This window comes from Staphylococcus pseudoxylosus, assembly GCF_003697915.1.
In the GTDB taxonomy this organism is placed as follows: Bacteria; Bacillota; Bacilli; order Staphylococcales; family Staphylococcaceae; genus Staphylococcus; species Staphylococcus pseudoxylosus.
Genome location: NZ_RCVN01000006.1, coordinates 158,737 through 172,904 on the forward strand (window position 1 = coordinate 158,737; position 14,168 = coordinate 172,904).

At 32.9% G+C, this 14,168-nt stretch carries 14 protein-coding genes; 4 read left to right on the forward strand and 10 right to left on the reverse strand.

Annotated features, from left to right (window positions below; all coding sequences use genetic code 11):
• Nucleotides 1-134: 134 nt before the first annotated feature.
• Nucleotides 135-881 carry an N-acetylglucosaminyldiphosphoundecaprenol N-acetyl-beta-D-mannosaminyltransferase TarA gene (tarA, locus tag D9V42_RS07075; protein ID WP_107554534.1) on the reverse strand — a complete coding sequence of 249 codons (747 nt, stop codon included), beginning with the start codon at nt 879-881 and terminating at the stop codon, nt 135-137.
• Between the two features lie 237 nt (nt 882-1,118).
• Here tarA and D9V42_RS07080 point away from each other — a divergent pair, with 237 nt between their 5' ends.
• On the forward strand, nt 1,119-1,868 hold the full coding sequence (locus D9V42_RS07080; protein ID WP_107554535.1) for a M50 family metallopeptidase: 750 nt from the start codon (nt 1,119-1,121) through the stop codon (nt 1,866-1,868).
• Between the two features lie 234 nt (nt 1,869-2,102).
• Here D9V42_RS07080 and D9V42_RS07085 read toward each other — a convergent pair whose 3' ends face one another.
• Nucleotides 2,103-2,747: a metal-dependent transcriptional regulator gene (locus D9V42_RS07085; protein ID WP_107554536.1), complete on the reverse strand. Its 645-nt coding sequence runs from the start codon at nt 2,745-2,747 to the stop codon at nt 2,103-2,105.
• A 120-nt stretch (nt 2,748-2,867) separates the two neighbouring features.
• Here D9V42_RS07085 and D9V42_RS07090 point away from each other — a divergent pair, with 120 nt between their 5' ends.
• From D9V42_RS07090 to mntC, 3 genes are read left to right on the forward strand one after another with little or no spacing between them, the layout of a single operon-like run.
• Nucleotides 2,868-3,590 carry a metal ABC transporter ATP-binding protein gene (locus tag D9V42_RS07090; RefSeq protein WP_122064144.1) on the forward strand — a complete coding sequence of 241 codons (723 nt, stop codon included), beginning with the start codon at nt 2,868-2,870 and terminating at the stop codon, nt 3,588-3,590.
• 25 nt (nt 3,591-3,615) lie between these two features.
• On the forward strand, nt 3,616-4,449 hold the full coding sequence (locus tag D9V42_RS07095) for a metal ABC transporter permease (RefSeq protein ID WP_017722625.1): 834 nt from the start codon (nt 3,616-3,618) through the stop codon (nt 4,447-4,449).
• Complete coding sequence (gene mntC / locus D9V42_RS07100; protein WP_107554538.1) at nt 4,446-5,375, forward strand: manganese ABC transporter substrate-binding lipoprotein MntC; 930 nt, start codon at nt 4,446-4,448, stop codon at nt 5,373-5,375. The genes D9V42_RS07095 and mntC overlap by 4 nt, the downstream gene beginning before the upstream one ends.
• A 554-nt stretch (nt 5,376-5,929) precedes the next feature.
• Here the strand turns inward: mntC and D9V42_RS07105 are convergent.
• The 8 genes from D9V42_RS07105 to D9V42_RS07140 all read right to left on the reverse strand — a co-directional run bounded on the left by D9V42_RS07105 (nt 5,930) and on the right by D9V42_RS07140 (nt 14,149).
• On the reverse strand, nt 5,930-7,981 hold the full coding sequence (locus tag D9V42_RS07105; RefSeq protein ID WP_107554539.1) for a cation:proton antiporter: 2,052 nt from the start codon (nt 7,979-7,981) through the stop codon (nt 5,930-5,932).
• A 321-nt stretch (nt 7,982-8,302) separates the two neighbouring features.
• Nucleotides 8,303-8,749 carry a Na+/H+ antiporter subunit G gene (locus tag D9V42_RS07110; protein ID WP_017722629.1) on the reverse strand — a complete coding sequence of 149 codons (447 nt, stop codon included), beginning with the start codon at nt 8,747-8,749 and terminating at the stop codon, nt 8,303-8,305.
• The gene (gene mnhF2, locus D9V42_RS07115; protein WP_017722630.1) at nt 8,724-9,026 is read right to left on the reverse strand and encodes a Na+/H+ antiporter Mnh2 subunit F; all 303 of its coding nucleotides are present in this window, start codon (nt 9,024-9,026) and stop codon (nt 8,724-8,726) included. The genes D9V42_RS07110 and mnhF2 overlap by 26 nt, the downstream gene beginning before the upstream one ends.
• Nucleotides 9,023-9,505: a Na+/H+ antiporter Mnh2 subunit E gene (gene mnhE2 / locus D9V42_RS07120; protein WP_107529823.1), complete on the reverse strand. Its 483-nt coding sequence runs from the start codon at nt 9,503-9,505 to the stop codon at nt 9,023-9,025. The genes mnhF2 and mnhE2 overlap by 4 nt, the downstream gene beginning before the upstream one ends.
• Entirely contained in the window at nt 9,505-11,007 is a 1,503-nt protein-coding gene (mnhD2, locus tag D9V42_RS07125; RefSeq protein ID WP_122064146.1) for a Na+/H+ antiporter Mnh2 subunit D, read from the reverse strand. The genes mnhE2 and mnhD2 overlap by 1 nt, the downstream gene beginning before the upstream one ends.
• Nucleotides 10,997-11,344, reverse strand: coding sequence for a Na+/H+ antiporter Mnh2 subunit C (mnhC2, locus tag D9V42_RS07130; RefSeq protein WP_017722633.1), 348 nt, complete (start codon nt 11,342-11,344; stop codon nt 10,997-10,999). The genes mnhD2 and mnhC2 overlap by 11 nt, the downstream gene beginning before the upstream one ends.
• Nucleotides 11,341-11,766 carry a Na+/H+ antiporter Mnh2 subunit B gene (mnhB2, locus tag D9V42_RS07135; RefSeq protein WP_017722634.1) on the reverse strand — a complete coding sequence of 142 codons (426 nt, stop codon included), beginning with the start codon at nt 11,764-11,766 and terminating at the stop codon, nt 11,341-11,343. The genes mnhC2 and mnhB2 overlap by 4 nt, the downstream gene beginning before the upstream one ends.
• The gene (locus D9V42_RS07140; RefSeq protein WP_122064150.1) at nt 11,753-14,149 is read right to left on the reverse strand and encodes a DUF4040 family protein; all 2,397 of its coding nucleotides are present in this window, start codon (nt 14,147-14,149) and stop codon (nt 11,753-11,755) included. Before D9V42_RS07140 ends, mnhB2 begins: the two co-directional genes overlap by 14 nt.
• Nucleotides 14,150-14,168: the final 19 nt, after the last annotated feature.

Genomic DNA, 14,168 nt, shown 5'->3' on the forward strand with positions numbered 1-14,168 from the left:
TTCATATCCAATGCTAGGGCTTTTTATATTTTATAGACTTTTGAATCAATGAATTACAAACAAAGTATAATTAACAAATACATTTAATGATCGACTTACAACATGCAAACCTATAAATCGACGCGTCTTTTTCCCTATTTTTTAAATTTAACTTTAGCTACTTTAAATAAAAATTTAGGTATCGATTTCATTCTGCCTATTCGCTTCCAATCAATTAACAAGCGATAAATCCACTCAATATTTAACTTCCTAAATACCATAGGCGCTCGTTTTTTTGCACCACTGAATACTTCGATTGAGCCACCTACCCCCATTAACACTGCTTGATTAAATTGATCTGAGTGACGTTCTATCCATTGTTCTTGTCTTGGATAGCCCATACCAACAAACACATAATCCGGATCAAAAGAAGTAACTTGTTTTAATACCATCTCATCTGATAAATCAAAGAAGCCATGGTGGCAATCAAAAATAACATTAGGGTATTTTTCAGCTAGTTTATGTTGCGCCGTTTTAACAACGTCATTTTCAGCACCTAGTAGAAATACTTTTTGTTGATTTGCATTGGCAATTTTTAAACATGCTTCCATCAATTCAATACCTGGAACTCTGGCTTTTAAAGGCGTATTAAGGATTCTCGCGGCTTTAACAACGCCAGTCCCATCTGGTACTACATAATCTGCACGGTTTATTAAATTTCTATAGTTCTCATTCTCCGTAGCATAATCTACAATTTCAGGATTTGCAGTTACAATAAATAAATTTCTAGAACTTGATGTTAAGAAAAATTGTTTAATATTGCCTTGCATTTCCTCTAGAGTAACGTTATCAAAATATACAGATAACACATTCACTTTATTTGTTTTGTTGCTTTCCGTCATGTTTTGGAATCTCCTAACTCATTTATAGCGCTTTATCATTATAGTTTATGCTTGTTATATTAACACATTATGATTTATCCATATAATATAAATAAGCACTAATCATCTTTATATTCTAAATCTACATCCAAAGTCCAAATGCTTTATTTCAAAATTTACTTTATACTTAATATTGCGCTATGACTGTTTTTACTTTCTATAAAAACGGTTATTGAAAATTAAAATCGAGGTTATATTATGTCATATTTACAATCATTTTTTAGCTCTGTAATACAACTCAATTTATACTGGGTCGTGTTTATAGCTTTAATATATGTATTGATTCATTCTTATCGCAACAAACCAATCAATCAAATTTTAGATATATACTTTAATTACATCCCTGTATTAACACATGAATTCGGACATATCTTATTTAATAAAATAAGTGGCGGCAAAGCTAAAGATTTGGTGATTGTTTCCTCACCTTCAGAGCGTATAGAAACTTCTCAACAAGGTTTCGCTATTACTCAATCAAAATCACGCCTAGGACAAGCCATAACCACTTTTGGTGGATATGTTATGCCACCACTAATGTTATTTATCGGTTTTTGGGCATTAGATTCACAATACCCTAGTTTATTTATTACGGCGTACTTAATCATTTTCATATATTTTTTAATATTAACTTCCAGAAAACTATTACCCATTATCATTGTAATATTGTTATTTGCTTTGCTTTATTTCTTGTTCCAAAGCGATAATCAACTCATGATGTTTTACATTGTAGCAATCACTTATCATTTCATTCTAGGTGTACTTTTAGGTGAAGTTATCCAATCTTCATGGACTATTTTTAAATTAACATTTTCACGTCAACCAACGACTTGGGATGGCTCAACACTAAAATCACTAACTTATATTCCAACATTTGTATTTAGTGCTATTTGGATAGCCATCAATCTATTTACTATTTATCAATTATTTCATGCCTATTTTACAACCTAAAACCTAGTTATATTGGTTACTGAAATAGTACAACAGTGTCATTGTAATTACTGATATCATGCATTAAAAACAAGGAAAGTGCATCCATAAAATATACAAATAAAAATCCCTCCAAAGTTTTCATTTTTTAATGATTACTTTGGAGGGATTTTATCATTATCAATCGTCTAAACAACTTCATAAAATGGAGGTGCTTGTTTGAGTACGTTATATGTCAAAGCTCAATTTACACCATCATTTTTCTGCATAGATATGTGCAGCGTTATCATAACTTAATACCGTAACTTGATCACCTTTTTTAACAATAATCACTTTGTTGGTATCATCTCTATTGATAATTTCTATTTGCTCGTCTATTAAAATGGCTTTACTTGATAAGTAAATTAATAAGTCCGTTCTATCTCGAACTCTTTTAATTGTTACTATATCACCAGTTTCAAAAGCCAATAGATTCGTTGTGTATAGTTCTTTATATTGATTTTCTCTTGGTATCACGCCCCCATGAGGACACGTGATTGGGTAATCCAATAATTTATCTAAACGATCAACAAACAAATGAGATACTCTATGTTCTAATACCTCTGCTTCTTGATGCACTTCTTCCCAATTATATTGCAAAATTTTTATTAAAAATAATTCTAATAAACGATGACGTTTAATTATATCTAAAGTATAAGTTAAACCAGTTTCAGAAAGTTTGACACCTTTATAAGGTTTTGTTTCTACATATCCCGACTTTTCCAAACGATTAACCATTTCACTTACAGAAGGTGGTTTAATGTTTAAATATTGGGAAAGTGTTTTATTTGAAACGAAAGAATGGTCACCATCATGCGTTAAAATTGCTTTTAAATAATCTTCCTTTTCTTCAGTTAGCATTATCTCACCTCTCAAGTCATTCATCTTATTGTATCACGAATCGACTTGACACGCTAAAAGTTCATGGTATATTATAAATGAAATTAGGTTAGCCTAAAATTATTATTAAGGAGGATGAAAATGTTAGAAATTGAGAATTTGAATCTTACATTAGGAAATAAACATGTGCTACAAAATGTTAATTTATCCATTCCTATTAATGGTGAAATAATTGGAATTATGGGTCCTAATGGAGCTGGGAAATCATCTTTAATTAAATCTCTTATCGGAGAATTTAAATCGACAGGCAAAGCCCAATTAAATGGTGATCCCATACAAAATGATTTAAAATCTATAACTTATATCTCACAAAAAGCACATATTGATCTAGATTTTCCTATCAATGTGGAACATGTAGTCATGTCAGGTGCATATAAGGATATAGGGTGGTTTAAATGGGTAAATTCCGAAACCAAACAAAGGTTAAATCAATTAATGGATACCTTAGAGTTAAAAGATTTACGTCATCGTCAAATTTCAGAACTGAGTGGTGGACAACTACAACGTGTGCTAGTAGCTCGTGCTTTAATGACTGATAGCTCATTATATTTATTAGATGAACCTTTTGTTGGCATTGACTTTCACAGTGAACAAATCATTATGTCACAATTACGAATTCTAAAAGAATCCGGAAAATTACTGCTCATTGTACATCATGATTTATCAAAAACTGATGAATATTTTGATCGTGTCATTCTTTTAAACAGAAATATTCGTTATTTTGGGGACAGCAGAACTGCTATGAAACCTGAGCATTTAAACAACACATTTATAAGTGCTCCGTCACAACATGAAACTGCCTAGTATTTTAGAAAGGACGTAACTTATAATGGAATTTTTTCAACAATTACTCGATTATAAATTTTTAAGCAATGCACTAATTATTTCAATTGTTGTAGGTATTGTATGTGGAACAGTCGGCTCTCTCATTGTTCTTAGAGGCCTTTCACTAATGGGAGATGCCATGAGCCATGCCGTACTACCAGGTGTAGCACTATCATTTTTATTCAATATACCTATGTTTATTGGTGCTTTAGCAACGGGGATGGTGGCAAGTATTTTTATTGGTTTTATTACTAAAAATAGTAAAACCAAATCCGACGCAGCTATCGGCATTAGCTATACTGCATTTTTAGCTTTAGGGATTATCTTAGTCAGTTTAATCAATAGTACAACCGATCTTTATCATATTTTATTCGGTAATTTACTCGCAGTTACACAAGTCACATTCTGGTCAACTATCGTTGTTGGAGTTTTAGTAATGTTATTAATTATTGTTTTTTATAGACCTTTAATGGTTTCAACTTTCGATCCAGTATTCAGTAGAATGAGTGGCTTAAATACTACATTAATTCATTACTTTGTAATGCTATTACTATCTCTTGTAACTGTAGCAAGCATTCAAACTGTCGGTATTATACTGGTGGTAGCTTTACTTATAACACCAGCATCTGCCGCATTTTTAATTTCTAAAAAATTACATACAATGATGATTGTAGCTAGTCTAATTAGTACTGTAAGTGCTATTGTCGGACTATATTTCAGCTACGTTTACAACATCCCTAGTGGTGCAACGATTGTATTCTTCGCATTCTTAATTTATATCGTTATTTTTGCATTAACTAAATTAGAACTTTTTAAAAAGAGAGGACAACAAACATGAAGAAATTACTATCAATCGCTTTAATATTTTTACTATTTTTAGCAGCCTGTGGTAACGACAAGAATGGCTCAGGTGCAAATTCAAACGAAAAATTAAAAGTTGTAACAACAAACTCTATTTTATATGACATGGTTAAAAACGCTGGCGGTAAAAACGTGGAAATTCACAGCATCGTACCAATAGGCCAAGATCCACATGAATACGAAGTTAAGCCTAAAGATATTAAAGCGTTAACTGATGCTGATATCGTTTTTTATAACGGCTTAAATTTAGAAACAGGTAATGGTTGGTTTGATAAAGCCTTATCTCAAGCTGGTAAGTCAGCAAAAGACGACAGTGTAGTAAAAGTGTCTGATAAAGTAAAACCATTATACTTAAACGGTGCTGAAGGCGATGAAAGTAAACAAGACCCACATGCTTGGTTAAGCCTTGAAAATGGCATAAAATACGTAGAAACAATTAGAGATAGCTTATTAAAACACGATAAAGCACATAATGATGATATCAAATCGCACAGCAAAGATTATATCGCTAAATTAGAAGAATTAAATAAAGAGAGTCATGAAAAATTCAATGATATACCAAAAGAACGCAGAGCCATGATTACAAGTGAAGGTGCATTTAAATACTTCTCTAAACAATATGACATCACACCAGGTTATATCTGGGAGATAAACACTGAAAAACAAGGTACACCAGAACAAATGAAGCAAGCGATTCAATTCGTAAAAGATCATGACTTAAAACATCTCCTTGTTGAAACAAGCGTAGATAAGAAGAGTATGCAAAGCTTAAGTGAAGAAACTAATAAAGATATATACGGTGAAGTATTTACTGATTCAATTGGTCAAGAAGGATCAAAAGGTGACTCTTATTACAATATGATGAAATCAAATATCGAAACTGTTCACGGCAGCATGGAATAAATGGTTTGGGCTATTTAACCTAGGTCATAGGTGAATAGTCCCATGCCGTACAGCTTTCCTCCTAATTGCGTACGGCATGGTGGTATTCAAGCCTTAAATCATCTCCCTAACTCCATCAATGGTCGGTTCCTCCCCCCATTGATGGAGATTTTTATAATACTTTTTAAATAAGAACATAGTTATATTTTGCTAAATCAAATCATAGATTTCATAAAAAAGCAGCGCCCTTTGATGGCAACAGCTCAGAACGTAGACAAACCTTAGGTGATAGTCCTAAGGTTTGTTTATTTATATTTGTATAGCTATTTTTCAAAATAATACTAAACTTTTAAACCAAAATCAGCGTTTTTTCAATATCATCAACACCGCTACTGGTTAATTTATATATTATCATCTTTTCAGTGTAATATTGACAGTCATTTAGTCGGACTCTTGTAGGAAGTGCACTAGCCGAAAACTACGGGCTATAGCAGCGCCCGCGCGAAAAGCGTGCACAAAAAAACTGCCAGCAAAGTCGGAGACTTTGTCGACAGTATGAATATATTCCATATAATTTAATCCGTCAGACTATCTACAATAATCATTTCATCGTAATTTATTGCTTCACGGATTTTTAATGCTGTCACTTCACTTACTTCTTCATCTTCAACAAGTTGATTTAAAATACGACGTTGCTCTTTAAGTGCAAGTAATTTAATTTTTGTTATTGAATTTTCATTTTTAGGATTAAAGAAATTAGAAGGTGTTAAGTTATCTATACGAAGAAGATAGCTATCACAAATCATACCGACTTCTAATTTATTATCTTCAGTTGTTTCTTTTGCTAAACGGCTCACAACGCGATAGTGAACTGTACGCATCACATTTGAAATCTCTTGTAAGTTATCAATTATGGATAACGGAGATGCCGCATTAGTTTTTACTTTATACTTAATCCTTCTTTTTAAAATCATTGCTCTGAATTCAACTTTTATACGTTGTATTAATGAAGCTTGTTTATAAACTTGAGTCCGTTCTGTATAACGCATATAGTTATCTAACACGTTAGTAGTAATATCGCCATTCTCAACTAAATTATTGAGTGTATGGTTCTCTACGTCAAATGCTAATTTTTGTAATCTTTGAAGTTCTTTAGTATTTTCATCTTCATTTTCAACAGTTCTAAGGAAAGCCAATTTATCATGATAATCCTTAATTACGTTGCCATATTGAAAACTAGATTCTACTGAAGACATTTGATTTAAATTATCTATTACTTTTTCTAAAATATAGACACGGGCTTGTTTGAAATTCATACCCACAACTTTAGGTTTCTTAGCGTTAGGAGTAACAACAGGAAGTACAAATTGTGCTACGATTAAACTAATAATGACCATGCCTGAAGCTATAAACAATAGATCATCTCTAAAAGTAAACGAGTGATGGTCTGCAAGCATATAAGGTAATGTTAAAGCAATGGCTAAAGAAATCGTCCCATGAACACCACATAAAGTCATGATAAAAGCATACATGCCACGTTTAGGTGGGGTTTCCTTTACTTTGGTTTCATCTTCATTATATGAAATCATTTTCTGGAATGGGCTGACTGGTAAGTAAAAATACGGATATAAAACAAAAACCCATAAAAATCTAAATAAATAAATAGCTAAGGCAATTAAACATGTCACCACTATTAAGAAAATTAAATTGTGTGGTTCATTTTCAATGATACGCCCCACTACTTCAGGGATTAGGTAACCTAAAATAGAAAATACAAAACCATTCAAAGCATATCCTAAAATATTCCAAGTATGGTTATAGCTCATCTGCAATCTTGTACGTGCTTGAGCAATACGATCACGTTCAAAACCATGAACTAAACCAGCAATTACTGCTGCAATAATACCAGAGGCATGGAACATTTCTGCCACGATATAAGTTACAAATGGTGTGACTAACTGAATAAATGTGAACATATTAATATTTTCAATACCACGACGAGACAGTGTCACTCTAAATCTAACTAGCGCAACACCTATGATTAACCCTACGACAAAGCCACCAATTGAAGAGATTAAGAACTGTTCAACAGCATTAATCATTGAGAAGCCACCTGTAATCAGCGCTGCTACAGCAATTTTAAAGGATATGATACCAGCTGCATCATTTAAGAGAGATTCACCCTCTAAAATTGTCATAGAACCCTTCGGTAATACTTTCCCATTAGTTATAGCTTGTACTGCGACTGCATCCGTTGGACATAGTATTGCGGCCAACGCAAAGGCAGCTGCCATTGGTAACTCTGGCCAAATCCAATGTACAAATAGTCCTACCACTATAACTGTCGTAACTACTAGTCCTAACGCCATCATTAAGACTGGTTTTATGTACCGTCGCAAATGGACACGTGAAACTTTAACACCTTCAACAAACAGTAGCGGTGCAATCAAAGCGACCATAAATAGTTCCGAATCAAATCGAAATTCAACGGGAATTGGTGTCACATACAATAACATACCTAGTATAATTTGGATAAAAGCCAACGGTACCTTAGGAAGTATTGTGTGCACCAGCGAACTTACAATAACAAGTGCTAAAAATATAAGTATCGTTTCAAATATTTGCAAGGTTTCACCTCTTTTCAACATAATTATTCATTCATAATTGTTGAGGTTGAAACATAAAATAATATTGTCTTTAATTGAACATATTGTGTTTCAAACTCTTACTCATCAAATACCAAACGTTTTTCATCCCCAATTTGATAATTAATTTAAAAATTAACATAATTACAAATATATATTATTTTATCATTTTATTGACTATCCCTTAAACGTAATGCACCTAAAACCTATAACTTTCTATTTTAAAGTAAATTTACGATTAATTAAGCCTTTTTAAACAAAAAGACACTTCTTAAAATATGAGAAGTGTCTCTTTGAAACAAATTAGTAATCATGTTCTTTTTCATACGTTTTTCTTCTACGTTCTTCACGCTCATGTGCACGTTTTTTCAATTGTTCAAATGTGTTATTCTCAGTAGCACTCAATAATATATTCGTTTGTCTAGGCGCATCACTTTTTCTATACATATACGCGCCAGTACGGTATGCTGCACGAGAAATTAAGTGCCCCCCAACAGGAGAAGTTAAATTAATAAACACTAAAGCGAGAATAAGTCTTACACTTAAATAACCTTGTGACGAAATAAAATAGATGATAACGCCCACAAGCGTCAATAATACAGATAACGTTGAACTTTTCGTTGCCGCATGACTACGTAAAAAGACATCTTGGAATTTAATTAAACCAATGGCACTAATTAAAGCTATAATACTTCCTAAAAATATCATAAAGGCTGCAATAAGATTAACGATTTCGCTTGTTATTTGCATTGAAGACGTGCCCCCCTTCTATAAATCTAGAAATTGACACTGTACTTACAAAGGAAATAATGGCAATAAGTAATATCGAATCCAAGAATGAGAATGTGCCGAACACGATGCTTAGCAATCCGACCATCGACATTAATATTGCACTGGCAGCATCAAATGCAACTACTCTATCTGCAGTAGTCGGACCCTTTATCAATCTAAATAGTGTTAATAACAAAGCTATGCCAAATATAATTAGCGCACTCGTAATAAAGAAATCTATTAGATATTCAATCATTCTGCCACCTCCAATATGAGTCCTTCATATTGTCTGATACTTTTCAGTAATTTCTGCTTTTCTTTATCTGAAACATCAATGGCATGTATAAAGAACTTTTGCTTTTCTTTCGAAATTCTAATAACTGTAGATCCAGGCGTGATAATAATTAAAATTGTTAGGAAAGATACTTCCCAATCTGTATCTAACGTCGTCTCATAAGTTACTAATCCAGGATTTAAGTCCTTTGTTTTAAATAATATATAATTGATTGTCGTTATACTTGAAGTAATTAGCTGGTAAAGATAAACTGCTAAAAATTTAATACTGACCCAAACTTTTTTCAAATAGAATTGTTGTCCAAAAAAACGATGTAAAATATAGATAACTAATAAACCTATGAGGTAACCTGCAAAAAAGGTCGATATTTTAAAAGAATCTTCATCTTGAAAAAGGACCCATAAAAAGGCAATGACAATATTAAGTAAGACTTGTCTCATTATTTATCCTCCTTCATTAAATGAGGATTAACCATTTTTTCGAACAATCCATCATCCATATTTAAGTGCGTCGCATTTTCAGTTACTTTAAATATTAACGGCGCCGCAATACCCATTGCGATAATCGTTGCTACTAAGATACCTATAAGGACTTTACGGTATTGTGGAATTTTTTTAAACACAATAGCCTCGCCTCTTTGTTCATTGCCGAGATACATCACAAAGAATACTCTAAATAAACTAAACATCGCTATTAAGCTTGTAATAATCATCAGCGTTAAACCAATGTAGTTCCCATTTTCAATTGCACCTTCAAAAATGAACACCTTACCAGGGAAACCACTTAACGGAGGCACCCCACCGATTGCTAAAATCATCACAACAAACGCTACACCAAAGAATGGCTCTTGTTTCGCCAACCCATGTAAACTTCGATATTGTCTATAACCCGTCACATATACCAGACTACCTATAATAAAGAATAGCAACGTTTTAACTACAATATCATTCGCTAAATAGAAAATAGCACCGTTCACACCTGCAAAAGTATTCGTTCCCAATCCTAAAATTACAAAACCGATAGACAAAATAACCTGATATGCTGCAATTTTTTTAATATCTTTATATGCAAGTACACCAAAAGCACCTATTAGCATTGTAATGCAAGATAAGAAAACTAATAACGGGTGTGAAATCCCATGATGTTCATCAAATATAAGTGTAAAGAAACGAATTAATGCGTAAGCACCAACTTTAGTCATTAATGCTGCGAATAGTGCTGCTAATTCTGTATTTAACACTGCATATGCTTTAGGTAACCACATAAATAGTACTAATGCAGCTTTTGCACCAAATGCAATTAAGAACACCATGGAAACAATTACGATAGAATTCTTATCATTCATTTCATTTAGTCGTTGAGATACAAGTGTGAAATTTAATGTACCTGTTAATTTGTACAATAAACCAATGCCTAATAATAGTAACCATGAACCTAAAATATTAAGTACGACATAGATAATTGCAGCACGTAATTGTTCTACTGATTGCCCTAATGTAATAAGTACAAATGATGCCAATAACATCACTTCAAACATCACATAGATATTGAATAAGTCTGCAGTTAGAAATGAGCCTATTACGCCGACAGTTAAGAATAAAATAAAACTAGGTAAATAGTAACGTATCGCTCTTTTCTCAGTTCGTCCAAAGCCATATGCCATAATCAGCGTAACGACAAAACTTGAAGTTACAACCAACAATAGACTTAAGGAATCTCCGACAAATTGAATACCATATGGCGCTTTCCAACCGCCAAAATCTAACGCGAGTGGTTTGTTATACATCACATAAATGAGCAATGCTAAAGAAACGAACGTTGTAAGAGCCATTGTACCAATTGAAAAGATCCTAGATAACCTACTGTGTGTACGAATGAACACTAAGCCTAAACCACAAACAGCTGGTAGTAGTAATGGTAATATTAATAAATTACTCATCATTGTCATCATCACCTCTCAGTACATCGATTTCATCTTCTTTAGTTACACGATATGTTCTATAAACAAGTACTAAGAGAAAGGCAGTCATTGCAAATCCGATAACAATTGCAGTTAATACAATCGCTTGTAATAAAGGATCCACAAATTGCTTACTTCCTTCACCAATTAAAGGTTCAACCATATCTTTGCTGTATTTACCCATACTCATAATAATTAGATTACCTGCATGCGTGTATATTGAAATTCCAATAACAATTCTTATTAAATTGACCGATAATATCATATACGTTCCAATAAATATTAAAAAGCCAATAACCATTAATAAAATTAAATTCATGAGCGACCACCACTAATTGAAAGCATAACTGTAACAACCACACCAACTACGGATAATACAATACCCGCTTCAAATAGCGTTACAGTTGATAAATGTACTTCACCTAGCAATGGTAGCTGTACATATGCATCTGTTTGGTAAAGGAACGGTTTACCAAAGAACATAGGTACAACTGCTGTAATAAATGATAGTAAAGAACCACAAATCATTAGAATTCTGAAATCTAATGGTAATGCGACTAAAACTTGTTTAACGTCGAAGGCCAAAAACATCAATAGAAATGCTGAGCTGAAAACGAGACCGCCAATAAAGCCACCACCTGGATTATTATGACCAGCTAAAAACAGATAAAATCCAAAAGTTAATAGTATAAATACGACAATCTTCGTTATCGTTCGTAATACAACATCATTCTCTTTCATCTTGACCCCTCCGTTCTTTAAAGTTAAGTAATGTATAAATACCTAAACCAGCTATGATTAACACCATACCTTCAAACAATGTATCTAAAGCACGGAAATCACCTAGTATTGAATTCACAATGTTTTTACCACCTGCTAAATTATAAGCATCATGATAAAACGTTGAAATTGTAGGCATTGAATCACTTTGTTGAGCGATAAACACCAGTGCCACGACAATGATTGCCATCAGTAGTGATACGACAATTTTGACTGCTTCACGCTTTTTGTGTACTTTTGCACGCGGAACGTTTGGTAGTCTTGAAAAACTGACGATAAACAGAATCGTAGTAATCGTTTCTACCACTAATTGTGTTAATGCTAAATCTGGCGCTTTCATTAAAATGAAGAAAATTGTGACACAATAACCAATAATTCCATTAAGTATGACCATAGTTAAACGTTGACGAATAAATGTTAAAGCTATACCGAGTACAAATACAACGATTAATGTAATTACTTCAATTGGACCAAATTCACTGACATGAATCTGTTGGACGCGTGGGAAGCCTGCTTGAATAATCCCATAAATGACAACCATACTAAATATTAATAAAGTCAATGTAATATAATGATTTAAGCGGTTATTCATTAAAGTACGGATACCATAACCAGAATAGTGTTCGAATTGATTATATGAACCTATATATAAGTCGGTGATAGATTTCACCTTAAGTTTGTCAGCATAATTTTTCCAATTTATTTTAAAGGCCATCGTAAACCCAACAACTATTACAATAATGCTTAATATGAGCGGTAAATTGAAGCCATGCCATTGAGCAATATGTGGCGCCACATTATCTACTTTTTCTCCAATTGTGATACTTCGTAATGCCGGTAAAATAACATGATGTCCAAAAACATTTGGGACAAAGAAGATAACCGGTAATAAAATCATCATAATTGCAGAAGGTAGAGTAAAGACAAACGGCTCATGCGGTGATGTTATCGGTAAATCTGCTTTTTGATAATCTCCCCAGAACACTTCTTTAATCATGTAAGCTGAATATATTAAAGTAAAGATACTTGCTAAAACCCCAATAACTGTTATCACTATAGTTAATGAAAGATTAAATTGAGGTAGTTCAACTGCACTAACTAGGCCATCAAAGAACATCTCTTTACTGAGGAATCCATTTAAAAATGGTATTCCAGCCATAGAGAACGCTGATAATAACATAACGATGTGTGTGATTGGAAACGCCTTTCTTAATCCAGATAATCGACGGATATCTCTCGTACCTGTTTCATGATCAATAATACCTACACCCATGAATAATGCACCTTTAAATAGTGCATGGTTCATAAGATGGAATAATGCTGCAAATAAGATAAATCCGTATGCTTCAGATAATGCACCAGTAGGATGTTGTGCAAATCCGCCCCCTAAACCAACCATGGCAACAATCATACCTAATTGACTTATTGTTGAATAAGCTAATATAGCTTTCATATCAAACTGTCTCGTTGCGTTTACTGCTCCAAATATCATGGTGATTAGACCAATAAATGTCACACAATAAATATAAAAATCACTCAATCCTAATAATGGTGTAAACCTAAATAATAAGAAAATACCTGCTTTAACCATTGTTGCAGAGTGTAAATAAGCACTTACTGGTGTAGGTGCAGCCATTGCTTTTGGTAACCATATGTGGAACGGAAACTGTGCTGACTTTGTAAATGCACCGATTAAGAATAATATAACAATTGGAATAAAAAGATTACTTTCGGCAATCTTATCGCTTTGTTCAATAATAGAAGATATAGAATTCGTACCTGTGACAGTATAGACCATGATGAATCCTACTAATAAAGCAAGTCCACCAAACACTGTAATCATAAACGATTGAATCGCACCAAATTGACTCTCACCTTTACTATACCAATATGCAATTAGTAAAAATGAAGAGACACTCGTTAATTCCCAGAATACATACATTAAAATGGTATTATTTGCAGTCACTACGCCTAACATACTAATCATAAAAAGTAATAAATATATATAAAAACGTGGTAAATTATCATGTTCTTTTGATAGATACTGCGTAGCATAGAAAAATACCGCTAATCCAATAAGCGAAATCAACAAGCTAAAGAATAAACTTAAGCCATCCAATCTAAAATCTATATTTATGTCCAACGATGTAAGCCACGGTATTTTTACTGATACAAAATGACCGTGCATTACTTGTGGTAATTGCCATAAAAAGTATATAGAGGCAACGATGGGTGCTAAGAGTGCAATATGACCTGTAAATCTTTGGATTTTAGGTATAGCCATTGTTACTAATAAAAGTAACATTATTAAAAATAAAGCTCCAAGTAGATAGACTAAACTCATCGTATTCCCCCTTTAATTA